This window comes from Pseudoalteromonas sp. NZS37 (assembly GCF_015864265.1).
Lineage (GTDB): Bacteria > Pseudomonadota > Gammaproteobacteria > Enterobacterales > Alteromonadaceae > Pseudoalteromonas > Pseudoalteromonas arctica.
This window is the reverse complement of the sequence record NZ_JADYXL010000012.1, coordinates 34,313-60,267: the sequence shown is the minus strand read 5'-3', so window position 1 is coordinate 60,267 and position 25,955 is coordinate 34,313. Positions and strand designations below refer to the sequence as shown.

Below are 25,955 nucleotides of genomic sequence, written 5' to 3'. Positions count from 1 at the left end.
TTATATACCTCGCTGAATACATAATCACAGCGAGGTATTATTTGGCAGGCTAAATTGAGAGCGAACAATGAAAGAGTTTTTGTGTACCGACCGCGACTTTAAAGAAATTGCCAGTTTAGTTTATAGCGCATGTGGAATTGTATTAGGTGAGCATAAGCGAGAGATGGTTTATTCACGCTTAGCAAGACGTATTAGAGAGCGAAAACTAACTGACTTTAAAGCCTATTTAGAGTATTTAAATAGCCATAAAGATCAGGAGTTTGATGCCTTTATTAATGCAATAACAACTAATTTAACGTCTTTTTTTCGTGAAATACACCACTTTGAATTTATAAAGTCTGAGCTTGTACCTGCTCTCTTAAAGGCAAATAAAAATAGTAAGCGAGTAAGAATCTGGTCTGCAGGTTGCTCAACAGGAGAAGAGCCCTACAGTTTGGCGATGACTTTAAATAATGCATTTCCGAGCAATTGGGATGTAAAAATACTAGCAACCGATTTAGATTCTAATGTATTGGCAAAAGCACAAAAGGGTATTTACACCGCAGCGAATGTTAACGGCTTAGATGACGTGCAACTTAAGCGTTGGTTTTTAAAAAGTAAAGACGGTGAAAACTATAAAGTTAAAGATAGGCTAAAAGAGTCTATTTCATTCAAGCGTTTAAACTTATTGCAAGATTGGCCAATGAAAGGATCATTTGATCTTATTTTATGTCGTAATGTTGTTATTTACTTTGATAAAGAAACAAAAGATCAGCTTTTTAAGCGTTACGCCAATATATTAAATGAACAAGGTTATTTGTTTTTAGGTCACTCAGAAAGTATGGGAAAAGAGCATACGCAATTTAAAAATTTAGGGAAAACTATGTACCAAAAGGGACAAAATGCACGCAGAGTTTAGGCCGGTATTACCTAACTTTGAACATATTAAACGATATTGGGACTCGGGCCGAGGTAGCGTTGTTGCTAAAGTGCTTCCGGGTGAGTTTTATGTTTCTAAAAATAATGAGCTGATCTCTACAGTTCTGGGTTCGTGTATTGCGGCTTGTGTTTACGATGAAGTACTAGGGATTGGGGGCATGAATCACTTTATGTTACCAATTCAAAAGGGAGTAGAACTTAAGAATGCGCATAGTTTAAGTTGTCGGTATGGCAATTGGGCTATGGAGTATCTTATAAACGAAGTTTTAAAAAATGGTGCGTCTCGCCGTAACCTAAAAGTAAAACTTTTTGGTGGGGGTAAAATTATTAGTGCGATGACTGATATAGGGCTGGGTAATATTAGTTTTGCAGCGGCGTATATTAAAGAAGAGGCATTAAATCTAGTTGCCCACGATATGGGTGGACCATGGCCACGAAAAATATTTTTTCATCCGAACACCGGTAAAGTTCATATGAAAAAACTTAAAAACCTACATAATAATACGATTGAAAAACGCGAAGTCCGTTACTTACAAAACCTTAAAAAGCAAGAAGTAGTAACTGATATAGAGCTGTTTTAGGAGTATGCATGATTAAAGTATTAATAATTGACGACTCCCCCTTAATTAGGCGTTTACTCACTGAAATATTACAGCAAGCTAAAGATATTACGGTAGTGGGGAGCGCTGAGGATCCCTACGAAGCTCGCGAAATGATAAAAAAGTTAAATCCTGATGTATTAACGCTCGACGTAGAAATGCCAAAAATGGATGGCATTAGTTTTTTAAAAAACTTAATGCGATTAAGACCAATGCCAGTAGTGATGATTTCAACACTGACCCAAAAAGGCTCTCCTATTACACTCGAGGCACTCGAATTAGGGGCTGTTGATTTTATAGCTAAGCCTACTAATAACGTAAGAGAGCAATTGAGCCAATATGCATCACTTGTTCAACAAAAGGTGCGAATAGCTGCTGGAGCAAGAGTAAGAAGCTATAAAAAAACGGTCGTCACAAATGAGCCTATTAATACCCATTCTCAATTTTTACTTAATAAAGTAATTGCGATAGGTGCTTCCACGGGGGGTACTGAGGCTATCAAAGAAGTACTTATTAAAATGCCACAAAATTGCCCGCCCATTGTAATTACTCAGCATATTCCTCCTGTGTTTAGCGCCTCATTTGCTGAGCGAATGAATCGTACATGCACGATAAATGTGAAAGAGGCTGAACATGGCGATAAGCTTAGCACTGGCTGGGCTTATATAGCACCAGGTGGTTTTCATTTAAGTATTAAAAAGCGAGGTGTTAGCTTGTATTGCCAGCTTGATGATGGCGAGCCGGTCAACAGACATAAACCTGCGGTAGATGTGCTGTTTAACTCATTAGTTGAGACAGGAGCTAAAAACGTAGTTGCAGCCATACTAACAGGGATGGGGAGTGATGGCGCAAAAGGGTTACTTGCACTAAAACAAAACGGTGCGTATACCTTGGCTCAAGATGAGTACTCATCGGTGGTATGGGGTATGCCTAAGGCTGCCGCTGAGTTAAATGCAGCAGACGAGATAGTTGCGCTGGATAAAATAACCCAGCGACTATTACATCAGGCAGTTAAGGTTTAGGCGCTTCAATTACCCAAGGCTGCGAAAACCAAAAATAATCACCAGGGCTAGAAATAGAAGGGGCCGTACAATTAAAACGAGAGCGTCCTTTATTAAGCACCTTTGGTGAGGTTATTTCGACTGTATTTTTATTTACCCATTTTAAATCTGCTTGGCCTACGCTTGATACGTAACAGGCAAATTGGCTTTTATGAAAGTCACCCATTTTAAATTCAATTGTGAGCGTGGGTGGGTTTTGTTGTGTAACGCTATCTTGATAAGTTAAATTGGTGATATTAAACGCGCGTGAGTTAAGCTTAGTAATAAGAGTTTCTAGTTTGCTGTAAAAGCCTGATGCAGGAAAACGCGGTAAGCGGCTAAAATTAGAGTCTTTATTTACAGCGCCGGAGTGCTGACCAATACCCACAAAACCAAGCTCTGTCACAAGTGCTTGCAGCTCGTTATTAAACTCACCATACGGGTATGCTAAGTATTTATAGTCGTGGCCTATTTCTTCTTTTATACGCTTTTGAGAGCTAATAATATCTTGCTTAATACGTGATTGCCATTGTGCATCGGTTTCGTTTTCAAGCTTAAGGTGTAAGTAATCATGTTGTCCGCTATGATTGGCTATTAATGCACCTTTTTTAGATAATTCTTTGAGCTTATCCCACCCCATTACGTAGCTCATGCCCTCGTCTATTAATTTAGGATTTACAAAGATAGTGTACGGGTAGCCAAACTTTTCTAAAATAGGCGCGGCTTGTTCATAGTTATTGTTATAACCATCATCAAAGGTGATGGCGACAGTTTTATCAGGTAAGGTTTCACCTTGCTGAAGTGCGCTTATTAAGTCATTAAGAGGAATAACGTTAAAGTTGTGCTCTTTTAAATAGCTCAAATGTTTAGTGAATGTATTGGCGCTAACGCTCGTTACAGCGGGTAGGGTTTCACTAACATGATGATACTGTAAAATAACGGCTGCTTGAGCCCGCACAGATATACTAATGAGGATAAATAATACTAAATGAAACAATTTCTTATACATAATAAGGCACACCATAAAAGCTTGCTGTTGTTAGCGGGTCCGATGATACTATCAAATATCACAGTGCCGTTGTTAGGAATTGTTGATACCGCTGTAATTGGGCACTTAGGAAGCGCTCATTACTTAGCGGGTATTGCCCTTGGCTCTGCAGTTATATCTATTTTATTTTGGCTTGCTGGTTTTTTAAGAATGAGTACCACGGGGCTCGTGGCACAAGCATACGGAAAAAACGATTTAACCCAACTTGCCGCTTTACTTAAACGAAGCTTATTGCTTGCAAGCGCAGTGGCTGTGCTATTAATTGTGTTATCCCCATTAATAAAGCACGCTATTGCTTACCTCTCCGCCGCCAATAGCGATGTACTTATCCAAGCGTATCAGTATTTTAGCATTCGTATTTTTAGTGCTCCAGCAGCATTGTGTAATTTAGTGTTACTGGGTTGGATGCTTGGTGTGCATTATGGTCGAGGCCCATTTTATTTATTACTCGTCACTAATATCGTTAATATAGTACTCGATATTTATTTTGTTGTTTATTTAGATTGGGCAGTTGCAGGCGCTGCGTGGGCTTCACTTATTGCTGATTATACGGCTTTAGTATTTGCACTGTTTTTAGTGGTTAAACTAGCTAAAAAACAAGACATTGATCTAAATGTACCGAATTGGTTGAGTATTAGCAAAATGGCTGAATTATTGAGTTTGAATAGAGATATATTTATTCGCTCTTTAATACTGCAATTATGCTTTAGTTTTATGACGTTTTACGCAGCGCGTATAGGCGAAACCACATTAGCTGCTAATGCTGTTTTACTTAACTTTCTAATGTTGGTGAGTTTTGCTCTTGATGGCGTTGCTTACGCGTCTGAGGCAAAAGTAGGGCAAGCTAAAGGCCAAGGAAGCGTTAAAAATATAGAGCTTTGGGTTAAAATAAGTGTATTTTGGGGCATGCTTTTTGGCGTCTTATATAGCGCTTTTTTTGCATTATTCGGCAGCGGTATAATCAAGCTTTTAACCAATGTGCCAGAGGTTATTCAAGAGGCAACACACTATTTACCATGGCTAATAGTGTTGCCTATTTTGGCCATGAGTTGCTTTTTGTTTGATGGTGTTTTTGTAGGGCTTACGCGAGCAAAGAACATGCGTAACAGTATGATACTTTCAGCTGGAGTTGGCTTTTTTGGTGTGTTTTGGGTGTTTATAGACTTGCAAAATAACGGGTTATGGCTGGCTATGAGCTGTTTTATGTTAATGCGCGGGGTTACATTAATAATTAAATATCACCACTTAAAAATAAATAATCAGCTATTAGATTAAACTAAATAAATGGTTTATTTCCAGAGATCGGGGTCGTGGTGTTTAGGGCCCATATCTTTTAAAACTTGTGAAAAACGATTAGCAAAAATACCGCAGTAGCCCCAACCGGCAAAAAATAATGCGGGGAGTAAAATTATAACGCCAATTATTTGTAAGCTGTAGTGAGTGTAATACCCAATAGATATGAATATCACGGCTAGCACAAACAGTGCTAAGCCGCGAAAAAAGCGCTTTAAGCTCAGCTTAGGGTTGCTCCCTAAGCGATAAATAAGCTGTTTTAGCATTTACAAGGCCTAATAGTAAGAGTGATCGCCCGCTTCGTGCTCTGTTATATCAGCAACACCGGTGATTTCTTCAAACTTAGCTATCATTTCTTTTTCAATGCCTTCTTTTAGCGTTACATCGATCATAGAACAACCGTTACAACCACCACCAAACTGAAGTATAGCAATACCTGCAGCTGTAATTTCAACAAGGCTTACTTGGCCACCGTGGTTAGCAAGTTGTGGATTTACTTCGGTTTCTAGCATGTGCTGTACACGTTCGTTTAACGATGCATCGTTACCTATTTTACGCGCCTTTGCATTTGGTGCTTTTAGCGTTAACTGAGTACCCATTTTGTCGGTAACAAAATCGATTTCAGCTTCTTCTAAAAATGGAGCACTTTCTGCATCTACAACGGCATCAAAACCGTTAAAGTTTAGGCGAATATCGCTCGCTTCTACAGCGTCTTCTGGACAATAAGACACACCACATTCCGCTTGTGATGAACCAGGGTTTACAACAAACACACGAATATTGGTTTGTTGTGATTGATCTGCTAATAGTTTAGCAAAATGCGCTTGCGCTGTTTCGGAAATAGAAATCATAAAACCATCTATACTTGACTAAATTACTCGGATACTGCGTATCATACTCCGCTCATCGTGTTGCGGCTAGTGTTGAGCGTAAAAAGTTGGCATCTATTTTAAGCAATGGTAGCGTGCAAACAACGAACATTTTTTGAGTGATTTATATGCGTTTGGTATTAACATTAATGGTGGTGTTGCTTAGCTTTTCAAGTGTAGCTAAGCCACTTTCGTATTATTTTGAACAAGATGTAAAATTTGACCCTTCAATTCCTACTCCTGAGCAAGTACTCGGTTACGAAGTAGGAGAGTGGCACGTGAGACACGATCAGCTCGTACGTTATATGGAAATACTTGCTGATAAAAGCGACCGTATAAATTTTGAGGTGATTGGCCGCACGCATGAACAACGCCCGTTAGTAATGCTAACAATTACTGCTGCTGATAAGTTATCAAGCATAGAGCAGACACGCCAAGCTCACTTAGCACGCTTAAGTAATAACAGTAGTAAAGCACAAGACGATCCTGCCGTTGTATGGATGGGTTATAGCGTTCATGGTAATGAGTCATCAGGTAGTAACTCATCATTGCTGGTGGCTTATTATTTAGCTGCTGCACAAGGTACTGAAATAGATGAGCTATTAAATAACACGGTTATTTTACTCGACCCTTCACTTAATCCTGACGGGCTTGCTCGTTTTGCTAATTGGGCCAACAGTAACCGAGGCATGAATTTATCAAGTGACCCTAAAACCCGTGAGCATGTTGAAAACTGGCCTAGCAGCCGTACTAACCACTATTGGTTTGATTTAAATCGCGATTGGCTACTGCTACAGCATCCTGAATCGCGTGCACGTATTGCTAAATTTCATCAGTGGAAACCAAATATTTTAACTGACTTTCATGAGATGGGTCCAAACAGCAGTTACTTTTTTCAACCAGGTATTCCAAGCCGTAAACACCCAATAACACCTGATGAAAATGTAACGTTGACTAAAGCGATTGCTAACTATCACGCAAAAACGTTAGATGAAAACAACGCACTTTATTTTACTGAAGAAAGCTTTGATGATTTCTATTACGGTAAAGGTTCAACCTATCCCGATGTAAATGGCGGCATAGGCATTTTATTTGAGCAAGCAAGTTCTCGCGGACATATTCAAGACACCATAAATGGACCTTTGAGCTTTCCTTTCACTATTAAAAATCAACTGTTAACGAGTTTATCTACCTTTAAGGCAGCAGTTGATAACCGTCAAGCATTACTTGATTACCAGGCTAACTTTTACAATCAAGCTACTGATTTAGCCAGCGATGAAAGCTTTGAAGGTTATGTTGTTGAAGGTGCAAGCGACAACACCCGTATTATGCACTTTTTAGAATTGTTAAAGCAGCACCAAATTAACGCTTACCCACTTACTAAATCATTAAAAGCAGATGGTAAGAATTTCAGTACACATAGCTATTTTGTACCATTAGCACAACCACAATATCGTTTAGTAAAAGCGATTTTTAGTGAGCAAAAAAACTTTGCCGATAATACTTTTTACGATGTATCTGGCTGGACATTAGCGCATGCGTTTAATTTGCCATTTTCTAAAGTTAAAAGTAGTTGGGGATTAAAGGTTGCTGATAAAGCATGGGAAAAAGTAGCAACCCCATCATTTTCTTCACTCACCGAAGGTTACGCATTTGGTTTTTCGTGGGATGATTATTTAGCACCTAAAATGTTAAATAGCTTATTACAGCAAGGTATAAAAGCACGTGTAGCGCTAAAAGCATTAACGGCTAAATCAACATCAGGAGAAATTAATTTTAAACCTGGAAGTATTATTATACCGGCTGGACTACAAACAAATACAGATTGGATTACCTTGCTAAATAAAGCACAAAATGAGTTTGGTATTGCAATCAAACCTATTACATCAGGTTTAACAAGCAAAGGAGCCGATTTAGGGTCGCGATCAATGGCGGTTGTTAGTGCTCCAAAAGTACTGCTTATTGGCGGGCAAGGCGCAAGCCAGTACGAAGTCGGCGAAGTGTGGTATTACCTAGATCGCTTTGTAGGTGTTGCACCAACAATTGTTGAAATGAACCGCTTTAGTTCACTCGAGTTAAGTGACTACAGCCATATTGTGCTTGCTCATGGCAATTACAATAGCTTATCTGATGCCGACAAAGTGGCTATTAAAAGCTGGGTAAGAAAAGGCGGCGTTATTTGGGGTCATAAAGGCGGCGCTAAATTTTTAGCTGATCAGCAATTACTCAAAGCAAGCTATCTATCACGACAAGATGTAGCAAGTGCATTTAAAACGACAGGTTTAAGTTATGGCGATAAAGATCATTTAGCAGGACGTCAACGCATTGCAGGTGCTATTTTTAATACTAATGTAGATTTAACTCATCCGCTTACATTTTCACTAAAGCGTAATACATTGCCCGTATTCAAAAACAGTACTTGGTTGCTAGAAGCTTCCGATGCTCCGTTCGTAAATGTACTTACCTACACTAAAAATCCATTATTGGCAGGCTTTACCGATGCCGTTAATGTTGAGCAAGTTGCTGGCGGCGCAGGCTTAATTGCTCACTCATACGGACGAGGTACAGTAATAGGCATGACCGATGACCCTGTATTTAGAGGTTACTGGTATGGGACTAGTCGACTACTAAGCAACGCTTTATTTTTTGGCCATACGTTTCGTGCAAATGGCGAATAATACCAATTCGCTTAAATTAAGTGATCTATTTTGAGGATGGAAAAACGTGTTGATAGCTAGGCAAAAAATTCGCTATTTAGTTGTTCTCGGCAATTGCTCCTGCATTGCTCTACCTTCTGCATCCATGCAGTCGTAAATGAGAATTTTTTAACTCAGGTAGCGACACGTTTAGCCCCGTAAAATGATTAAGTATTATTGCGGATTGGTATAATACTTTTTAATAATTAAATAGGCGTTAAGCAAGTTGTAAAAGCCCACACTTGTTTAGCGCCTGCTTGTTTTAGTGCACTAGTAGCTGCGTTTAATGTTGCCCCTGTCGTCATCACATCATCAACAATAGCGACTGTTTTACCGCCCATATCCTGTGTACAAATAAAGGCATTTTTTAAGTTTTTAATACGCTTTGCTTTAGATAGCTCCGACTGGGCTTGTGTTTTTTTATTGCGAATAAGTACGTTACTCACTGATGCGTAATTAGCTAAACATGGTTGCCAAACTTGGCTTACCTGATTAAACCCGCGAGTAATGAATCGGCTTTTATGAAGAGGTAAAATAATAAAGGTATCTGGCAAAGTAGGGCTTTGCTCAAAAAACTGCGTTAATTGTTTTTGTATAACTTGCTGCAATGCCTTTTTATAATGGATTTGATTATTAAATTTTAGCCTTTTAAGCCAATGTTCAAAGGGAGGTTGATAAAAAGCACAGGCAAATAAGTTATCAAACTCGCAATTAGGAAACATCTCAACAATATCGGGTCGATGCAGTAAATTCTTATGCTTACTAAAATCAAACAATGGTAAATCTTCAAGGCAATAATCACAAAGCCCTAAAGAGGTCGTAATCGTATTTTGGCATTGCACGCAATAAGAGGGAAATAACCAATTTAAAACGGCTTGTTTCACTGACTCTCTCCTTGCATTGCAATCGCCTTTTTAAACGTTATGATGAGCCTAAGTTTGGTAAAGGTTAGGCAAATATGCAAAATGAGTTAGTGTTATTACATGGTTGGGGAATGAATCAGGGCGTATGGCAGTTAGTACAGCCAGAACTTGAGTTTTTATATTCAGGAAGTGTACGTAGCCTTGACCTACCTGGGTTTGGTAATAGCCATGTTTGCCCAAGCCCTTATACTTTGCATGATGCAGCAGAAACTTTAAGTAAGCAGTTAAAGCCGAAGACCATTTTAATGGGGTGGTCGTTAGGTGGATTATTTGCACTTTATATTGCTAAGCATTGGCCTGAAAAAGTATCAAAAGTTATTTTAATTGCATCGACTCCTTTTTTTGCGGAGGCAGATAATTGGCCCGGAATAAAAGCGAATGTATTGGCGCAGTTTAAAGAGCAGTTAGTTAATCATCGAGAAAAAACAATAGAGCGCTTCTTAGCTATTCAAGCGATGGGTAGCGAGTCGGCGCGTGATGATATAAAGCTGCTTAAACAATTACTAAATCAGTACAGCGCACCACAAAGCGACGCCCTGAGTGCTGGTTTAGATATTTTACAAAACGACGATTTACGCGATTTATTTGCTCATTGCCCAGTACCTATCAAAGGAGTATTTGGCCGACTTGATGCCTTAGTGCCTTATAAAGCAATTAGTGAAATGTCAGTACTAAATACTGAGTTTGAATACGAGGTGCTAGATAAAGCGTCGCACGCGCCATTTATTTCTCATAAAAGTGAGTTTTTATCTGTCGTTAAATCAATGCTTTAAAATAGAGCTAAGAATAGCGCTGTTTAAAGCTTTATTTTGAGCAGAACCTGAGCGATAATTAAACAATGTTTATTTGGTGGAGGTTTTAATATGCCAATCGGATCTGTATTTAATAGTGGTGTAGAAGGGTTTAATCGAGCTAGCCAAGGTATTGAAAAAGCCAGTGCTGAGATTAACCGTGCCAGTATAGAACAGCAGGATGACGCGCAATTAGCGCAGCAACGTCAGCTTACAGCAGCACGCCCTGAAGAAGCTATTACTGCACCTGTAGCACAGCCAGCTCGTGTTGATGAAGCGCTTGTTAACTTAAAAGTTGAAGAGTTTAATGCCAAGGCAAATACGCAATCAATTCAAACGGCCGATGATGTACTTGGCACGTTAATCGATATTAAAGTTTAGTATTATGAATATTGTCACGCCATTTCCATCTATTAATATAAACACTGCAAATGTTTATACGGAAACTGCACGGCGTGACAACCAACTACGCGAAGTTATTCCTGCTCCCGCATCTAGTAGCGCAAGCAATACAGAAACCAAAGCGCAAAGTGATTCTGAAAAAGCAAAATTACCAGGCAGTAGCGATGGTGCGACGTATAACGCAACGGGAAAAATAGCAGACGAAAAGTCAGTTCAGCAGCGCGATGGAAACTCAGAAAACCCTGAGGGCTCTGAGGAAGAAAGTGAAGCAATTGAGAAAAAAGAATCTGAGCAAGAAGAGCTGCAATTAGAACAAGAACAACAACAAATTACAGAGCTAAAAGCACGAGATACTGAAGTACGAATACACGAGCAAGCGCACGCTTCTGTAGGTGGGCAACATGCTGGCTCGCCAAGCTATGAGTATCAACGTGGCCCAGATGGTACTAACTACGCAGTTGGCGGAGAAGTACAAATAGATGTGTCAGAAATTCCGGGTGACCCGCAAGCGACTATAGACAAAATGCAAACGGTACGCGCTGCCGCATTAGCGCCTGCAGAGCCTTCGGGAGCTGATCGCTCTATTGCTGCAGATGCTACGCAAAAGCTAGCAGCGGCTCAGGCTGAGCTTGCACAACCTGAAAAAGAAGACGACGAAGACGCAAAAAGTAAACTTGAAGCGTCATTCTCTAGCGATGAAAGCAGCGATACAAAAACAGCTAAAAGTGACGAGCAAACACGTGATGCCGATGTTGAGGCACGGGCGGGGCGTATTGCTAACTTTTATCAAATGGCTACATCGCCAGCGAGACAAAGTAGTTTTTCAGCGTTAAGTTAATAATTTAGTAAAACGTAACCACAAAAAAACCGCTTACGCGGTTTTTTTCGTTTTAGCTTAGCTGTACAAGTATTATTTTTTCACTTTAGCATTAGCGAACGCATCGGCAAATGCATTACCCATTAACGCATTGCCATTGTCACGTTTAGGCTTTGCAGCGCGAGGTTGCGAATTATTAGCACGTGTTTGTGGCTTTTGCGTAGCTGGCGCTGCTGACTTATTACTTGTGTCAATGTCGTCATCTAAGCGCATAGTAAAGCTTATACGTTTACGTGCAGCGTCTACTTCAACAACTTTAACCTTTACAATATCACCAGCTTTAATAACTTCACGCGGATCTGATATAAATTTATTCGTGATTGCTGAAATATGCACTAAACCATCTTGGTGAACACCTACATCAACAAACGCACCAAAATTAGCAACGTTTGAAACCACGCCTTCTAAAATCATACCTGGTTTTAGGTCACTAATTTTTTCAACACCGGCTTTAAACTCAGCTGTTTTAAATTCAGGGCGAGGATCTCGACCTGGTTTATCAAGCTCAGTAATAATGTCGGTAACGGTTGGTAAGCCAAATTTTTCGTCAGTGTAATCGTTAGCAGCAAGTTTAGTTAAAAAGTCGCTGTTACCAATTAGGTTACTGACATCGACGCTATTGCGTTCACAAATACGTTTAACAACAGGATAAGCTTCAGGGTGAACTGATGAGTTATCTAGAGGATCGCTACCATTGTTAATACGTAAAAAACCAGCCGCTTGTTCAAATGCTTTTGGCCCTAAACGCTCAACCTTTTTAAGCTCACTACGTTTAGTAAATGTGCCGTTAGCATCGCGATAATTAACGATATTTTGCGCTAATGTTTTGTTCAAACCAGATACGCGTGTAAGTAGCGGTACCGATGCCATGTTTAAATCTACGCCTACTGAGTTTACACAGTCTTCAACTACTGAAATAAGGCTTTGGCCTAATTGGCTTTGCGATACATCGTGTTGGTATTGGCCAACACCAATTGATTTTGGCTCAATTTTAACAAGTTCAGCAAGAGGATCTTGAAGGCGGCGCGCAATAGAGACAGCCCCTCGTATAGAAACATCTAAATCTGGGAATTCATTAGCTGCAAATTCAGAAGCTGAGTAAACCGATGCACCCGCTTCGCTAACCATAATTTTACTAAGCTTAAGTTCGCTGTTTGCTTTCATAAGCTCAGCAACCAACTTATCTGATTCGCGTGATGCAGTACCGTTACCAATCGCAATTAGCTCAACTTTATGCTGACGACAAAGTTGCTCTAACGTACGCACTGATTTATCCCAATGATTTTGTGGTGCATGAGGGAAAATAGTTTGTGTAGCTAGTAATTTACCTGTGCTATCAACAACGGCAATCTTACAGCCAGTACGAAGGCCTGGATCAAGACCTAAAGTAGTACGGGGGCCTGCAGGTGCTGCCATTAATAAATCTTTTAAGTTTTTAGCAAATACGTCGATTGCACCAGCTTCTGCTTTTTCGCGCATTGCTGCAAAAAATTCATTCTCTAGGTGTAATCCTAACTTAATTTTCCACGCCCATTGCACAACGTTTAATAACCAAGGACTTGCCGCTTTATATTTAATATCTAAACGGTAATGGTCAGCAATCATGTTGGCACATAGTTGCGCTGAATTTTCAGCGCTAGGCTCTGGATTAACATTTAACTGAAGTACACCTTCATTTCGGGCTCTAAGCATAGCAAGCGCGCGGTGAGAAGGTACTTTTTTGAGAAGTTCTTGATGCTCAAAGTAGTCACGGTATTTTGCACCCGCTTGCTCTTGGCCTTTAATTACAGTGCTTTCAATTGCGCCGTTTTGGCTTATGTGGCTTCTAAATTTAGCAAGTAATTTTGCGTCTTCAGCAAAGCGCTCCATCAAGATAAATTTAGCGCCTTCGAGTACAGCTTTTGTATCTGCAAAGCCTTTTTCAGCACTTACAAATTGATCTGCTTGTTGCTCTGGGTCAAGGTTAGCATCTTTAAATAGTGCATCTGCAAGTGGCTCTAAACCTGCTTCAATTGCTATTTGGCCTTTAGTACGGCGCTTAGCTTTGTAAGGTAGGTATAAATCTTCAAGTTCAGTTTTACTTTGTGCATTAGTTATATCGGCACTTAGCTCTGGCGTTAATTTATTTTGCGATTCGATGGTCGATAAAATAAAACTACGGCGCTCTTCTAGTTCACGTAAATACGATAAACGCTGCTCTAAAAGGCGTAATTGGGTGTCGTCTAGGCCGCCGGTAACTTCTTTTCTGTAGCGGGCAATAAAAGGAACAGTTGCGCCTTCATCAAGTAATTTTGTAGCTGCAACAACCTGTTGCTGCTGTGCGTTTAACTCACCGGCTAAACGTGCAGAGATATCGCTCATGCAAAAACCTTTTTATACAATAAAATAAGACCAGAAGCGTGTTACTGGCGCCGTTAATTGCTTGAATAATATCACAGGAGGTAGTAATAAAAAGCTCTTAAAGCAAGCTATTTCACTTGCTTTAAGATGGTTGGGAGGGGAGTAAATCAATTCAACTAAAAGAGCGCCCTAGTGAGGATGCTCAATGTTTTCTAATACTTCACTGAAAGAGTGAGCAATAGGGCTAATATGTAGTGGAATATGTAATGTTTTAGCTATTTGGCGAGCTGAAATTAGACCACAAATTTCGCTACTTGCTGTTGTAACTAATAAAAACATTGTGCCCTGATGCTCCATCGTTTGCAGCGCATCACCAATGCATGCATAGCTTAAGCTTTGCATGCTTACACCTGTAAGTCGGCTAATTGGCGTCATAATATCGCGCAAGCTTACTTCGCTTCGTTGCATATTTAAACGCTCTGCAATAATAGTAATTTTAGAGCTTTGTAAATCGGCGCTAGAAACAAGGCCAATTAATTTTTGGTTCTCGTCGGTTACTAAAACAAAATCAGATTGTTGTGCACTAACTTGTTTAAGTGCATCTGTAATCGTTGTTGTATGCTCTGCACGAATAGGCGTTTTTTGAGTAAAGTTATTTACCATTTTTAGCGCTGGAGATGATAAATCAATCAATGGTTGGTCATCTGCAAATGTGCTTGCAATAACGCCGTGAGAAACATTTAGAGTACGTAATTCTTTAAAGTTAGACATAGTAGTCACCTTAGTAGTTATAAAATTTAATTAAGTTGTAAAATAATGAATTAAATTAAATAGCTAGGTGGTCCGCGTTGGTACGCAGTGCTAAAAGGTCTGTTTAGATTGGTGCTCTTATAAAAAGAATCTACGACATTAGGAAGTGGTTGAGGCGACCTAAAGGTAATAGTATTAACGTGAGAGTCTACGTCAAAATCGAGGTTTGCTTGGTCAGGAATGTCACAAGCAATAAAGTGATTAGATAGTTTAGCGTTATCAAGGTTTACTTCAGTGTTACTGGCATGCAGCGTCAAACTTACACTCATTAAAAGTGCAAACAATACGGCATTATTTAATATGCGCTGTACTATGTTTGACATAACCACGACCTTAATTAACTGCTTTATTAACTGCTTTCAAATTAAACAAATCAACTTGAATAATTCAGTTATAGCTTATTGGTTTAATTTACACAATCAAAAGTTAACATGATCTGAATCAAAACTTTTTATTTCTTTTTTTGGTAATCGATACTGTTTACATACCACTGTTTTTTACCCTGAGGAGTAGGTACCTCAAAATCGTCATCTACTTGTTTTTTAATCAGCGCCCGCGCCATAGGTGAGTCTATCGATATGTAATCTTTTCGGTCGTAAATTTCATCAGGTCCGACAATTCTGAATTTTTTAGTTTCACCTTCTTCGTTTTCAATTTCGACCCATGCACCAAAAAACACTTTTCCATCTTGAACGGGAGAGTAGTCGATGATTTTTAAATCAGGTATGCGTTTGCGTAAATAGCGTACACGACGGTCAATTTGGCGTAACAAACGCTTGTTGTACTGATAGTCTGCGTTCTCAGAGCGATCTCCGAGGCTGGCTGCCCAGCTTACTATTTTTGTTACTTCTGGGCGTTTAACGTTCCATAGTTGGTCGTGTTCTTGTTGTAATTGTAAGTAACCTTCGCGGGTAACTAAATTTGTTTTCATGGTGAATTCTTTATTAGCTCTAATGGTGTGCACGTTATTAAATTTGTCAAAACTTGTCGAGCGTAAAATATAATAAAGTGCGAGTAAGTAAGCTTTGAAATGTTCAGTAACAATCTAAGCAAGTAATTAGTTTTTGATTATTAAGTTTTTCATTTATATTAACTAGTAATTGGATATAAAAATAAGAAAGAGATTATGGGACACGAAACCACAAAAGTATTAGTTGTTGATGACGATATGCGCTTACGCAGTTTGCTTGAACGTTATTTAGTAGAGCAAGGCTTTATTGTTAGAACCGCAGGAAACTCGGAGCAAATGGATAGACTCCTAGAGCGAGAAAACTTTCACTTAATGGTTCTCGATTTAATGCTTCCAGGCGAGGATGGCTTATCTATTTGCCGCCGTCTACGCCAAAAAGAAAATGAAATTCCTATTGTTATGCTTACTGCAAAGGGCGACGAAGTAGATCGCATTATTGGCCTTGAACTTGGCGCTGACGATTACATTCCAAAACCATTTAATCCACGAGAGCTACTTGCTCGCATAAAAGCCATTTTACGTCGCCGCGCAAAAGAAGTGCCAGGCGCACCTGCTGCTGAAGAAAACTTAATCGCTTTTGGTAAATTTACGCTTAATTTAGCAACGCGCGAAATGAGTGAAGGGGATAAAACAATATCGCTTACCAGTGGTGAGTTTGCAGTGCTTAAAGCGCTTGTTTCGCATCCACGTGAGCCACTTAGCCGCGATAAGCTAATGAACTTAGCGCGTGGCCGCGATTACAGTGCGCTTGAGCGAAGCATTGATGTGCAAGTGTCGAGACTTCGCCGCATGATTGAAGTAGATGCTGCCAATCCGCGATATATTCAAACCGTTTGGGGTTTGGGGTATGTGTTTGTTCCTGACGGTGAAAAGTAATATTTATGGGCATGTTTCCGCGCAGTGCTTTTGGACAAACTGTTTTTTTAGTGGCGGCTCTGCTGCTCATAAATCAAATAGTGTCTTATGTTACGGTTAGTTTTTATGTTGTAAAACCAACCATTGAGCAAGTTAACTTGATGCTTGCTAAGCAAATTAAAACAGTATTTATTGACTGGGAAGATGGCGTTGAAATAAACGACGAAGTATCTGCAAAGTTTTTTGAAATTACCGGCATTGAAGTCATGACGCAGCGCGAAGCAATGCGCCAAGGGCTTGGGCAAAGCCGCGAATATTCTATGCTATCGCGCAGCATGACTGAGCAACTTGGTGGTTATTCTCGTGTACGTATTAGCCAAACTGATCCGTTGATTTATTGGGTCGAAGCACCGCAAGCGCCAGGTTATTGGGTAAAAGTACCGCTTAAAGGCTTTAAAGAGAACAACTTAGAGTTTTTAACTTTTTACTTATCAAGTATTGGCTTTTTAAGTGTGCTGGGTGGGTGGTTGTTTGCAAGGCACCTTAATAGACCATTAAAAGCACTGCAACAAGCTGCAGTGAAAGTGGGTAAAGGCGACTTTTCTACCAAGTTAGAAGAACAAGGCTCAACAGAAGTAATAGAAGTAACGCGCGCGTTTAACCAAATGTCGCGCGGAATTGCCGCACTTGAAAACGACCGCCGTTTACTAATGGCCGGTGTATCTCATGATTTACGTACGCCGCTTACGCGTATCCGTTTAGCCACCGAAATGATGGTTGATGAAGATGATTATCTTCGTGAAGGTATTATTTACGATATAGAAGACATGAACGGGATTATTGATCAGTTTATTGAGTATCTACGCCACCATAAACGTGAAGAACTAAGTTGCGAAGATATCAATGCTTTAGTTGCCGAGGTTGTCAATTCTGAGCTTCAGCATCAACGTACTATTACGTTTAAAAGTAATCCAAATATAGGCAATATACCGTTAAGCTCTGTGGCTATTAAACGTGTAATTACCAACATGATTGGTAATGCGCTGCGTTATTCTGAGGGCGATATTGAAGTACTTAGCTACTTTAATTCAAACAAAAAGTATGTAGTTATCGCTGTAAACGATAATGGCCCCGGCATTCCTGAAAACGAACTAGAGTCTGTGTTTGAGCCCTTTAAACAAGGCGATGCTGCACGTGGCAGTGAAGGCAGTGGTTTAGGCCTTGCTATTATTAAACGCATTGTTGATATGCACGACGGTAAAGTAAAGCTAGAAAACCGCCCAGAAGGCGGTTTAAGTGCACAAGTATATTTGCCAATAAAGGTATCAATCCCTGCATAGTAAATGCAGGGGGCCCATTATATTAAAGTGCTTTAAAACGAATAGCTGTACCGCCACTAGTGGCTAATTTAAGCGTTAGTTTATCGCTTGCAGTTACAACACGTTTTTCGATAGCAATATCGTACGGATTGTTTTTCCACTCTGCGTTTTTACCATCTTTATAAATTTGTGCTTCAAATTTTTTGCCTTGCTCTAAAAAGTCGAGTTTTACCTCAATAGTTCTGGCTTTTTCGTCAGTAACAGCACCTAAGTACCAATCATTTCCTGAGTATTTAGTGCTTTTACGTTCTTTACGAGCGAATACAATAAAGTCGCCTACTTCACCATCAATAGCAATACTTTGCTGCCAATCTGTTGGTACGTCTTGAATGAATTGAAACGCATCGGGCTTAGCCAAATAGTTTTTAGGTAAGTCGGCAGCCATTTGAATTGGGCTATACAAAACAACATAAAGTGCAAGTTGTTTGGCAAGTGTAGTTTGTGGACGGTTTGTATCGCCTCCTAAACCATTAAAGCTCATATCAAAAATACCTGGCGTAAAGTCCATTGGTCCTGCAAGCATGCGGGTAAAAGCAAGCATTGGTACATGCTCTGGTGGGTTAGGTGGTGAACCCCATGCATTATACTCTTGTCCGCGTGCACCTTCGCGCGCAATCCAGTTTGGATAAGTACGGCGCAGGCCTGTATCTTTAATTGGCTCGTGAGTATTAATGCTAATTTTATGCTTAGCCGCAAGTTTTACGTTATAAAGGTATTCGTTAACCATAAACTGGCCGTCATGCCATTCGTGGCGAGCAATACCGTTTTTGTCTATACGTTTTATATTTCCGCCATCGGCTACATAACCTGTTTTTACTTGGTTTACGTTTGATTTTTCGTAAAGGGCAAAAGCATCTTCCATTTGGTCACGGTAGTTGCTTACATTGCCTGATGTTTCATGGTGGCCAATGAGCTGTACGCCTTTTTCTTTGCCGTATTGAGCAAGCGCTGCTATATCAAAGTCGTCGTACGGTTTGGTAAAGTTAAATACATCGCCATTAAAATACCAATCGCCATCCCAACCAATATTCCAGCCTTCAACGAGTACGCCATCAAAACCATACTGCGCTGCAAAATCCATATAGTATTTTGTGGTTTGCGTAGTGGCGCCGTGTTTTTTACCGCTACCCCAAGTTTGCGTGTTTATATGCATACCCCACCAAATACCCACGTATTTGCCAGGCTTAACCCACGACACGTCACCGAGTTTATTAGGCTCGTTTAGGTTTAGTATTATATCTGAATTAACTAAGCCAACAGCGCTGTCGGCTATTTGAATGGTGCGCCATGGTGTTTTAAAAGCACCTTGTTTTTTAACTGCAACACCATCTGACCACGGTGTTAAATCGGCAGTGAACGTACCAGAGCGGCGTTGATTAAGCACCATGCCTGCGTAATCAACAAGTGCGGCTTCATGAATACTAATATGAGTACCGTCACTTGTTTTAAACGTAAATGGTGTGTGAGCTAGTGGAGCTTCGTTAAGTGGAGTAGTGTTGTAAACATATTCGTAGCGGTTCCAGCCACGAGCAGGTATCCACCATGCTGTTGCATCATGGCTATTGTTTATTGCAAATTCAGTCAGCTCTTTGGTTATTTCTGTATGCTCGAAGCCGGCTTGTTGTGGTACTTCGTATCTAAAACCTACACCACTATCAAATGCTTTAAATCGAATGGTGTAGGTACCTTTATTTGGCTCATTTTTTGTAAAGGTAACGGCTACTTCGTTATATTCGTCAACAACGTTTTGGCGTTCGCCCCAAGGTTGTTGCCACTGCGAGTTAACGCTTTGTTGTTCAATGCTTTTAATTTTAAAGCCGTCGCTAAAAGCTGCTTGTGTTTTAAATTCAAACCCCAGTAAAGATTTGTTTATAACCGCTTTGTTTTTAAATTTTATTGCGTAGCTTGGCGTGTTGTTTTCGTCAGAGATGCTTACTGTTATTTGTGTGTCTGGCGATTTTAGCTCTACGGTTTGTCCGTAGCTATTACTAGCAAAGGCTAAAAGCACAAGTGCTGGTATTCTCATGGTGTGTCCTTAGATGAGTCGGTGGTGACATTTAAGGATAATGACTGTTGATGATTAATACGACTGCTTACATACGTATTCAATGTTTTAAAAAATAGAAAGAATTTGGTGGCTTAATCGGTCTATAATGTAAACAAATTGATAATAGCGACAAGAAAATGATAAAAAGCTTACTTTGTGTATTTTTACTAAGTGTTAATACTGGAGTTTTTGCAGCAAATATTACAATTAAAAATGCTAATAATGACCCATTACCTAATGCTGTTGTATGGCTAACTGCAGGAGACCTCTCTAGCGTTATTCCTCCAGAAGCACCTTATGCGATGACCCAGCAAAATCGAGAATTTAAGCCGCGTATTTTAGTTGTCCCACAAAATGCAAAGGTAGAGTTTCCGAATGCGGACTCAATCATGCATCATGTTTATTCATTTTCTAAAGCCAAAACGTTCGAATTAAAGCTATATAAGGAGCACCCAAAAGCGCCCATTACTTTTGATCAAACGGGTGTTGTTGAGCTTGGCTGTAATATTCATGATTGGATGTTAGGTTATATTGTGGTGGTAGATAGTACTATTTTTGCAATCACCGATGAAAACGGGAATGTTGATTTAAATGCCAATGCAGGCGAATACACGTTAAGTGTTTGGCATTCTGGGTTTAGTGATATTAGTAAGGTTGAATCTCAAACTATCAATGTGGCTACTAACCCTATCACTTATAAAGTAAAGCAGGAAATTGCGGAGCAAATTGACTTTGCTACGGATGAATTTGATGACTATTAATCGCTTAACGAGGCTGGCATTTTTAGCCGGTGCTTTATGTTTTAGTAATGCATTGTATGCACAAGTAAAAGGCTTGATACAAATTAGAGCCGTGCAGGGGGACGATATACGTAGCTTCCAAGAGGGCGGCCTTGGGCTATATCGGCACGATACTAAAAGCGACGAACTTATTTTATCCCAAGGTATTTTAGATTTTAATGTTGATTTAGCATCTAGTTGGTCGGCTCATGGGGTGTTAAATGCGAATCAAGATCCTGACGTTGACCTTGGTTTTACGCAGGCTTATATAAAGTATCAGCCACTATCTAACAGCAACTATAAATGGCACATGCGCGTGGGGGGCTTTTACCCACTTATGTCGCTTGAAAACCCTGATATAGGGTGGACTTCTCCTTATAACTATACAAACTCAGCTATTAATAGCTGGATAGGCGAGGAAGTACGCACTGTTGGCGCAGAGGTAACTATTAAGCGCCCAGCAAAACGTTTCAACAGCGCTCATAGCTTTAGTTTTGTAGGTGCTACATTTAAAGGCAATGATCCTGCCGGTACTTTACTTGCGTGGCGTGGTTTTGCATTACACGATAGACAAACTACATTTAACGAAAGTATTAAATTTGCGCCTATAGCGGCATTAAATGCATACGAATTACGTTGGCAGGCTAATCAGGTTTTACCGTTTGAAGAAGTAGATGGGCGTTTTGGCTATTACGCTGGCGTACATTGGGATTACTTAAAAAAATCACAATTTCGAATTTATTATTACAACAATAATGGCGACCCAACCACACTTAATATTAGTACAGGGCAGTATGCTTGGGATACTCGCTTTACAAGCGCCGCTTGGCTTTATAAGTTTAATAGTAAAACACGTTTAATAGCACAGGTACTTAATGGTAAAACTGAAATGGGCAGTAACGCATTAATTGATAATGCTTTTTATAGCCATTATTTAATGCTGAGCCATAAAGAAGGCAAACATCGAGTTTCAGTACGTTATGATTATTTTAAAGTTACTGACAACGACACAACCGCGTTTGACCCTAATGCAAGTAATGGGGAAGGCTTAACCGCAACATGGCGCTACCAGCTCACTAATAAACTACAAATAGGGGTTGAAGGTTCTGCACTTAAAAGTGTTGCAAAAAATAGAGAGCCAATTGGATTTAATGAACGAATCTCGCAGCAGCAAATAATGCTAAATGCGCAATGGCGTTTTTAAAAGTATAAAAAAGGGAGCATTTAAATGCTCCCTTTTTAGTTTAATAAAATTGGTATAGATTATACCAACCTGCATAAATCTTTGATCAATTTAACGAATTAAATTGCACTATAACGTCGTTAAAAATTTTTTATTTAGAACAACTAGATACAAAAATTTTTGCCTAGTTCTAGCGTAATTTTCTTAACGTTAAATAGACCCTATATATAAGCAGATTGGTATTATTTTTTATCGAATGCGCGTTTCATGTAGTTAGGTGTAGCGAGTGCACCATGGTGAATACCGTTGTTATAGTACTCGCTGTGCTGTGCAATATTTGCAGCAGCGTCTTCTCTAAAACCGTCAAATGCTTGTGATTTACGCGCAAGTGTTACTGACCATAAACCGCTTGGGTAAATTGGTTGTGGGAATGGCAGTGTTTGTAAATCGTTAAAGCCTACGCTTAGCATTGCTTCGCGCATTTCAACTAATAATGGCATGTGCATAAGTGGTGATTCACTTTGTTGTACTAAAATACCACCTGGGCGCAGTGCATCTAAACAGCTTGTGTAAAACGCATGGTTAAATAAACCCTCACCTGGACCTACCGGATCTGTGCCATCAACAATGACTACGTCGATAGATTCGCCAGCGGCTTCGCGCATGTATTTAATACCGTCGTCAAACATAACAGTTGCACGGGCGTCGTTATTAGATTCACAAAGCTCTGGGAAGTATTTTAACGACATTTGCGTTACTACTTCGTCGATATCTATTTGCGTTACAGTTTCTACGCCTGGGTGTTTTAATACTTCGCGTAAAGTACCGCAGTCGCCGCCGCCAATAATAACGACGTTTTTAGGGTTTGGATGCGCTAAAAGTGCAGGGTGGCTGATCATCTCATGATAAAAGAAGTTTTCGCGGGTTGTTACCATAGTACACCCGTCGATGATCATTAAATTACCAAAGTCTGTGGTTTCAAACATTTCTACCTTTTGAAAAGGAGACTGTTTTTCATCTAACTTTTTATTAATACGTAATGAAAATGCGCTGCCATCGCGGTCGCTAATTTCAGTAAACCACTTACTTTGATCTAAATTTGCCATAGTTACTATTACACTTTTTAGGTTGAGTATGAAAAAGGGGCAATTCTGCCAGTGCTTGGCGTTTTGCTCAATGACATTTTAACTGATTTGACGAATAAAGTTAGTTAGGAGTGAGTGAAAGTTCAATTTTTGTTAGCCTAGTGGATAGTGACGTATTAAAATGCGCCTTTATACCTAATTGACTAAAGAAGAGTTGCCATGACCTGGGGTTTAGAAACAGCACGCGCCACTTATAACGTTGCTCATTGGAGTGATGGTTATTTTGATATTAACGCACAAGGCGAACTGGTGGCCTACCCAGATGGCGACCAAACAAAACCGGCCATTTCTTTAACGCAATTAACAGAGCAGTTTAAACAACAAGGTTTAACGTTGCCGGTTTTAGTGCGCTTTACCGATATTTTAAAAAATCGTGTAGACACCCTTACTAACGCGTTTACGCAAGCGCGAGCAAATCGTGAATATAACGGAAAATACACCTGTGTTTACCCAATTAAAGTAAATCAGCAACGTTCTGTAGTAAGTAAACTATTAGCGCATCCAAGCGGGCTTGTTGGCCTAGAAGCAGGCTCAAAGCCAGAACTTATGGCTATTTTGGGTGTAGCAAAAGAGCCAATCACAATAGTGTGTAACGGCTATAAAGACAGTGAGTTTTTACGCCTAGCGTGTATTGGTCAAGCAATGGGCCACAGCGTAAAAATTGTGGTAGAAAAGCTTTCAGAACTGACCACACTACTTGAAGAAATAGACAACCTAGGCATTGAACCGGCTATTGGTATTCGCATTCGCCTAAACTCAGTAGGCAAAGGCAAGTGGCAAAACACGGGCGGCGAAAAAGGCAAGTTTGGTTTAACAGCAGGCCAAGTACTAAGTGCTGTTGAAGTGCTTAAAAAGCATAATAAGCTGCACTTAATGCAAATGGTGCATTTTCATATTGGTTCTCAAATTGCCAATATTCGTGATATTCACCGTGCTTTACGTGAATGTGCACGCCACTTTGCTGAGCTTACACAATTAAACGTACCGTTAAATACCGTTGATGTGGGCGGCGGCTTAGGTGTTGATTACGAGGGCTCTGGCTCGCGTAGTGCATGTTCAATGAACTACACCGTAGAAGAGTATGCGCGTAACGTAGTGAATGCATTTGCAGAAGTGTGCGATCAGCATAATCTTACGCATCCGGCCATTATCACCGAGTCGGGGCGTGCTTTAACTGCTCACCATGCGGTATTAATTACCGATGTAATTGACGTAGAAAAAGCGCCTAATCATTTAAATCCAGAGCCACCGCTTGAAAATAGCGCATTAGTGCTTGATGAAATGTGGCAGTGTTTACAGCGTTTAAACCCGCGTATGGCATTAGAGATTTATCACGACGCTATGCACTTATTTAGCGAAGCGCACGATCAGTACGTGCATGGCTTAGTAAGCATGCTAGAGTGGGCGAAAATAGAGCAGCTTTACTTTACTATTTTACATCGTGTGCGGGCATCACTTAGTAATAACGCGCGCGCGCACCGTGAAGTACTCGACGATTTAAACGAAAAACTTGCAGATAAACTGTTCGTTAACTTTTCATTATTTCAGTCATTGCCTGATGTTTGGGGTATTCAGCAGTTGTTTCCGGTTATGCCAATCGAAAACTTAACTCAGCCATTGACTCAGCGCGCGATTATTCAAGATATTACCTGCGATTCTGACGGGCAGATTCGTGAATACGTTGAAGGCGCTGGTATCGAAACCAGCCTACCAATACCAGAATATAAGCATGGCGAGCAATACCACATTGCTATGTTTATGGTAGGCGCGTATCAAGAAATTTTAGGCGATTTACATAACCTATTTGGTGACACTGATTCAGTGCATGTAGAGCTTAACGATGAAGGTTATGTGTTAACCAATGCCATAAAAGGTGATAGCGTTAAGGATGTATTAAAGTTTGTTGACTATGATAGCGCCATTTTAGCTGACAACTTTGCGTACCAAGTTAATAAACTTGATGTATCGACGCAGTGTAAAGAAGGTTATTTAGCTGAGCTTAATGCAGGCCTTGAAGGCTATACCTATTTTGAAGATTAATTTGTAAGCAACTGAAAGCGCAGTATTAGTGGCTGCGCAATGTTTAAAGGAATGGAAGTAATGTCAGTTATTCGCAGTGTATTTAGTATTATTTTTTACACAATAAACACACTTTTTTGGTTTGTGCCTATTTTTGTTTGTGGGCTTATAAAGCTTATCCCTATTAAGCCTTTACAAAAGCTTATGAGCTGGGCAGCTAAGCAATTTGCAACTATTTGGGTTACCTTTAATAGCTTAAATCAAAAGTTATTTACGCCAACTAAACTTAATGTAACTGGCCTTGAAGACCTTAAACTAAAGGATTGGTACCTAGTAATAGCGAATCACCAAAGCTGGGTCGATATTTTAGTATTACAACGTGTGTTTAATCGAAAAATTCCATTTTTAAACTTCTTTTTGAAAAAAGAGCTTATTTACGTGCCTATTTTAGGTTTGTGTTGGTGGGCGCTTGATTTTCCGTTTATGACTCGCACGAGCAAAAGCCAATTAAAAAAGAATCCAAAGTTGCGTGGCAAAGATTTAGAAACCACGCGTAAAGCGTGTGAAAAATTTAAAGAAATGCCAGTAACCGTAGTTAACTTTGTAGAAGGCACTCGTTTTACTACGCAAAAGCATGAGCGTCAAAATAGCCCGTTCCCACATTTATTAAAACCAAAAGCGGGCGGGATTGCTTTTGTAATGCAAGCAATGGGCGAGCAAATTACTAAAGTGGTTAACGTAACAATTCACTACCCTGATGGCATACCTACTTTTATGGATTTTGCTGGTGGTAAGGTAAAAAATATCAACGTACACGTGGAAGTAAGGCCGGTAAGCGAAGAGCTTATTGGTGACTACACAGGTGATTCTGAATTTAGAGTTCGCTTTCAAAGCGAGTTAAACCGCTTATGGGAAAACAAAGAGCAAACACTGCAATCGCTCGAAAAACCCCCTAAGTAAAAGGTAAAAATA

24 protein-coding genes are annotated in these 25,955 nt (G+C 39.9%); 14 read left to right on the top strand and 10 right to left on the bottom strand.

The features are described 5' to 3' along the window. Positions 1-67: 67 nt before the first annotated feature. The 3 genes from I6F47_RS18135 to I6F47_RS18125 are packed head-to-tail and all read left to right on the top strand — an operon-like array spanning position 68 to position 2,539. Positions 68-898 (top strand): CheR family methyltransferase, encoded by an 831-nt coding sequence (locus I6F47_RS18135; protein ID WP_024591684.1) that lies wholly within the window; start codon positions 68-70, stop codon positions 896-898. Further along, positions 882-1,499, top strand: a complete 618-nt coding sequence (gene cheD / locus I6F47_RS18130) for a chemoreceptor glutamine deamidase CheD (protein ID WP_007584962.1) — start codon at positions 882-884, stop codon at positions 1,497-1,499. Before I6F47_RS18135 ends, cheD begins: the two co-directional genes overlap by 17 nt. Before the next feature lie 8 nt (positions 1,500-1,507). Further along, a complete protein-coding gene (locus I6F47_RS18125; RefSeq protein WP_007584963.1) occupies positions 1,508-2,539 on the top strand; it encodes a protein-glutamate methylesterase/protein-glutamine glutaminase in 1,032 nt (343 codons plus the stop codon). On the opposite strand, the gene I6F47_RS18120 is transcribed toward I6F47_RS18125, so the two are convergent. Then, a complete protein-coding gene (locus I6F47_RS18120) occupies positions 2,529-3,566 on the bottom strand; it encodes a polysaccharide deacetylase family protein (protein ID WP_197184304.1) in 1,038 nt (345 codons plus the stop codon). The genes I6F47_RS18125 and I6F47_RS18120 overlap by 11 nt on opposite strands. Here I6F47_RS18120 and I6F47_RS18115 point away from each other — a divergent pair. Continuing rightward, complete coding sequence (locus tag I6F47_RS18115) at positions 3,546-4,880, top strand: MATE family efflux transporter (RefSeq protein ID WP_407072744.1); 1,335 nt, start codon at positions 3,546-3,548, stop codon at positions 4,878-4,880. The genes I6F47_RS18120 and I6F47_RS18115 overlap by 21 nt on opposite strands. 14 nt (positions 4,881-4,894) lie before the next feature. Here I6F47_RS18115 and I6F47_RS18110 read toward each other — a convergent pair whose 3' ends face one another. Both I6F47_RS18110 and nfuA read right to left on the bottom strand, forming a co-directional pair. Next, positions 4,895-5,164 carry a hypothetical protein gene (locus I6F47_RS18110; protein WP_002959572.1) on the bottom strand — a complete coding sequence of 90 codons (270 nt, stop codon included), beginning with the start codon at positions 5,162-5,164 and terminating at the stop codon, positions 4,895-4,897. A gap of 9 nt (positions 5,165-5,173) precedes the next feature. Beyond that, positions 5,174-5,749 (bottom strand): Fe-S biogenesis protein NfuA, encoded by a 576-nt coding sequence (nfuA, locus tag I6F47_RS18105; RefSeq protein WP_007584966.1) that lies wholly within the window; start codon positions 5,747-5,749, stop codon positions 5,174-5,176. A 146-nt stretch (positions 5,750-5,895) separates the two neighbouring features. Between nfuA and I6F47_RS18100 the strand changes: the two genes are divergently transcribed. Continuing rightward, positions 5,896-8,445, top strand: coding sequence for a M14 family zinc carboxypeptidase (locus I6F47_RS18100; protein WP_197184303.1), 2,550 nt, complete (start codon positions 5,896-5,898; stop codon positions 8,443-8,445). Between the two features lie 224 nt (positions 8,446-8,669). Here the strand turns inward: I6F47_RS18100 and I6F47_RS18095 are convergent, their stop codons facing one another. Next, a complete protein-coding gene (locus I6F47_RS18095; protein WP_197184302.1) occupies positions 8,670-9,347 on the bottom strand; it encodes a ComF family protein in 678 nt (225 codons plus the stop codon). Positions 9,348-9,421: 74 nt separating this feature from the next. On the opposite strand from I6F47_RS18095, the gene bioH reads away from it, so the two are divergent. The 3 genes from bioH to I6F47_RS18080 all read left to right on the top strand — a co-directional run bounded on the left by bioH (position 9,422) and on the right by I6F47_RS18080 (position 11,417). After that, entirely contained in the window at positions 9,422-10,159 is a 738-nt protein-coding gene (gene bioH, locus I6F47_RS18090) for a pimeloyl-ACP methyl ester esterase BioH (RefSeq protein ID WP_010554945.1), read from the top strand. Positions 10,160-10,249: 90 nt separating this feature from the next. Continuing rightward, complete coding sequence (locus I6F47_RS18085) at positions 10,250-10,558, top strand: hypothetical protein (protein WP_007584971.1); 309 nt, start codon at positions 10,250-10,252, stop codon at positions 10,556-10,558. Between the two features lie 4 nt (positions 10,559-10,562). After that, complete coding sequence (locus I6F47_RS18080; RefSeq protein WP_165722793.1) at positions 10,563-11,417, top strand: putative metalloprotease CJM1_0395 family protein; 855 nt, start codon at positions 10,563-10,565, stop codon at positions 11,415-11,417. A 72-nt stretch (positions 11,418-11,489) separates the two neighbouring features. Here the strand turns inward: I6F47_RS18080 and I6F47_RS18075 are convergent, their stop codons facing one another. The 4 genes from I6F47_RS18075 to greB form a co-directional block, all read right to left on the bottom strand. Further along, on the bottom strand, positions 11,490-13,817 hold the full coding sequence (locus I6F47_RS18075; RefSeq protein WP_197184301.1) for a Tex family protein: 2,328 nt from the start codon (positions 13,815-13,817) through the stop codon (positions 11,490-11,492). A gap of 168 nt (positions 13,818-13,985) precedes the next feature. Beyond that, positions 13,986-14,567, bottom strand: a complete 582-nt coding sequence (locus I6F47_RS18070; protein WP_165736147.1) for a CBS domain-containing protein — start codon at positions 14,565-14,567, stop codon at positions 13,986-13,988. 50 nt (positions 14,568-14,617) lie between these two features. Beyond that, positions 14,618-14,929, bottom strand: a complete 312-nt coding sequence (locus I6F47_RS18065; RefSeq protein ID WP_007584977.1) for a hypothetical protein — start codon at positions 14,927-14,929, stop codon at positions 14,618-14,620. 128 nt (positions 14,930-15,057) lie between these two features. After that, a complete protein-coding gene (gene greB / locus I6F47_RS18060; RefSeq protein WP_007584978.1) occupies positions 15,058-15,537 on the bottom strand; it encodes a transcription elongation factor GreB in 480 nt (159 codons plus the stop codon). A 195-nt stretch (positions 15,538-15,732) separates the two neighbouring features. Between greB and ompR the strand changes: the two genes are divergently transcribed. Both ompR and envZ read left to right on the top strand, forming a co-directional pair. Continuing rightward, positions 15,733-16,452 carry an osmolarity response regulator transcription factor OmpR gene (ompR, locus tag I6F47_RS18055; protein ID WP_002959552.1) on the top strand — a complete coding sequence of 240 codons (720 nt, stop codon included), beginning with the start codon at positions 15,733-15,735 and terminating at the stop codon, positions 16,450-16,452. A gap of 5 nt (positions 16,453-16,457) precedes the next feature. Continuing rightward, positions 16,458-17,771 (top strand): two-component system sensor histidine kinase EnvZ, encoded by a 1,314-nt coding sequence (gene envZ, locus I6F47_RS18050; RefSeq protein ID WP_197184300.1) that lies wholly within the window; start codon positions 16,458-16,460, stop codon positions 17,769-17,771. Positions 17,772-17,793: 22 nt separating this feature from the next. Here the strand turns inward: envZ and I6F47_RS18045 are convergent, their stop codons facing one another. After that, positions 17,794-19,836: a glycoside hydrolase family 97 protein gene (locus I6F47_RS18045; RefSeq protein WP_197184299.1), complete on the bottom strand. Its 2,043-nt coding sequence runs from the start codon at positions 19,834-19,836 to the stop codon at positions 17,794-17,796. Positions 19,837-19,994: 158 nt separating this feature from the next. On the opposite strand from I6F47_RS18045, the gene I6F47_RS18040 reads away from it, so the two are divergent. Continuing rightward, on the top strand, positions 19,995-20,618 hold the full coding sequence (locus tag I6F47_RS18040) for a methylamine utilization protein (RefSeq protein ID WP_197184298.1): 624 nt from the start codon (positions 19,995-19,997) through the stop codon (positions 20,616-20,618). Continuing rightward, positions 20,608-21,840, top strand: a complete 1,233-nt coding sequence (locus I6F47_RS18035) for a hypothetical protein (RefSeq protein ID WP_197184297.1) — start codon at positions 20,608-20,610, stop codon at positions 21,838-21,840. Before I6F47_RS18040 ends, I6F47_RS18035 begins: the two co-directional genes overlap by 11 nt. Before the next feature lie 221 nt (positions 21,841-22,061). On the opposite strand, the gene speE is transcribed toward I6F47_RS18035, so the two are convergent. After that, entirely contained in the window at positions 22,062-22,925 is an 864-nt protein-coding gene (gene speE / locus I6F47_RS18030) for a polyamine aminopropyltransferase (protein ID WP_007584590.1), read from the bottom strand. 198 nt (positions 22,926-23,123) lie between these two features. Between speE and speA the strand changes: the two genes are divergently transcribed. Both speA and I6F47_RS18020 read left to right on the top strand, forming a co-directional pair. Continuing rightward, positions 23,124-25,004 carry a biosynthetic arginine decarboxylase gene (gene speA, locus I6F47_RS18025; protein ID WP_024591379.1) on the top strand — a complete coding sequence of 627 codons (1,881 nt, stop codon included), beginning with the start codon at positions 23,124-23,126 and terminating at the stop codon, positions 25,002-25,004. 60 nt (positions 25,005-25,064) lie between these two features. After that, positions 25,065-25,943, top strand: coding sequence for an acyltransferase (locus I6F47_RS18020; protein ID WP_197184317.1), 879 nt, complete (start codon positions 25,065-25,067; stop codon positions 25,941-25,943). The last annotated feature ends 12 nt before the right edge of the window (positions 25,944-25,955 follow it).

What these genes read in the sequence shown, in the direction of transcription:
- speA (WP_024591379.1), top strand. Translation starts at nt 23,124, where the DNA reads ATGACCTGGGGTTTAGAAACAGCACGCGCCACTTATAACGTTGCTCAT.
- I6F47_RS18020 (WP_197184317.1), top strand. Translation starts at nt 25,065, where the DNA reads ATGTCAGTTATTCGCAGTGTATTTAGTATTATTTTTTACACAATAAAC.
- I6F47_RS18110 (WP_002959572.1), bottom strand. Translation starts at nt 5,164, where the DNA reads ATGCTAAAACAGCTTATTTATCGCTTAGGGAGCAACCCTAAGCTGAGC.
- speE (WP_007584590.1), bottom strand. Translation starts at nt 22,925, where the DNA reads ATGGCAAATTTAGATCAAAGTAAGTGGTTTACTGAAATTAGCGACCGC.
- I6F47_RS18065 (WP_007584977.1), bottom strand. Translation starts at nt 14,929, where the DNA reads ATGTCAAACATAGTACAGCGCATATTAAATAATGCCGTATTGTTTGCA.
- ompR (WP_002959552.1), top strand. Translation starts at nt 15,733, where the DNA reads ATGGGACACGAAACCACAAAAGTATTAGTTGTTGATGACGATATGCGC.
- I6F47_RS18040 (WP_197184298.1), top strand. Translation starts at nt 19,995, where the DNA reads ATGATAAAAAGCTTACTTTGTGTATTTTTACTAAGTGTTAATACTGGA.
- envZ (WP_197184300.1), top strand. Translation starts at nt 16,458, where the DNA reads ATGGGCATGTTTCCGCGCAGTGCTTTTGGACAAACTGTTTTTTTAGTG.
- I6F47_RS18120 (WP_197184304.1), bottom strand. Translation starts at nt 3,566, where the DNA reads ATGTATAAGAAATTGTTTCATTTAGTATTATTTATCCTCATTAGTATA.
- I6F47_RS18045 (WP_197184299.1), bottom strand. Translation starts at nt 19,836, where the DNA reads ATGAGAATACCAGCACTTGTGCTTTTAGCCTTTGCTAGTAATAGCTAC.
- greB (WP_007584978.1), bottom strand. Translation starts at nt 15,537, where the DNA reads ATGAAAACAAATTTAGTTACCCGCGAAGGTTACTTACAATTACAACAA.
- I6F47_RS18080 (WP_165722793.1), top strand. Translation starts at nt 10,563, where the DNA reads ATGAATATTGTCACGCCATTTCCATCTATTAATATAAACACTGCAAAT.
- I6F47_RS18070 (WP_165736147.1), bottom strand. Translation starts at nt 14,567, where the DNA reads ATGTCTAACTTTAAAGAATTACGTACTCTAAATGTTTCTCACGGCGTT.
- bioH (WP_010554945.1), top strand. Translation starts at nt 9,422, where the DNA reads ATGCAAAATGAGTTAGTGTTATTACATGGTTGGGGAATGAATCAGGGC.
- I6F47_RS18125 (WP_007584963.1), top strand. Translation starts at nt 1,508, where the DNA reads ATGATTAAAGTATTAATAATTGACGACTCCCCCTTAATTAGGCGTTTA.
- I6F47_RS18035 (WP_197184297.1), top strand. Translation starts at nt 20,608, where the DNA reads ATGACTATTAATCGCTTAACGAGGCTGGCATTTTTAGCCGGTGCTTTA.
- I6F47_RS18085 (WP_007584971.1), top strand. Translation starts at nt 10,250, where the DNA reads ATGCCAATCGGATCTGTATTTAATAGTGGTGTAGAAGGGTTTAATCGA.
- I6F47_RS18075 (WP_197184301.1), bottom strand. Translation starts at nt 13,817, where the DNA reads ATGAGCGATATCTCTGCACGTTTAGCCGGTGAGTTAAACGCACAGCAG.
- cheD (WP_007584962.1), top strand. Translation starts at nt 882, where the DNA reads ATGCACGCAGAGTTTAGGCCGGTATTACCTAACTTTGAACATATTAAA.
- I6F47_RS18135 (WP_024591684.1), top strand. Translation starts at nt 68, where the DNA reads ATGAAAGAGTTTTTGTGTACCGACCGCGACTTTAAAGAAATTGCCAGT.
- nfuA (WP_007584966.1), bottom strand. Translation starts at nt 5,749, where the DNA reads ATGATTTCTATTTCCGAAACAGCGCAAGCGCATTTTGCTAAACTATTA.
- I6F47_RS18115 (WP_407072744.1), top strand. Translation starts at nt 3,546, where the DNA reads ATGAAACAATTTCTTATACATAATAAGGCACACCATAAAAGCTTGCTG.
- I6F47_RS18100 (WP_197184303.1), top strand. Translation starts at nt 5,896, where the DNA reads ATGCGTTTGGTATTAACATTAATGGTGGTGTTGCTTAGCTTTTCAAGT.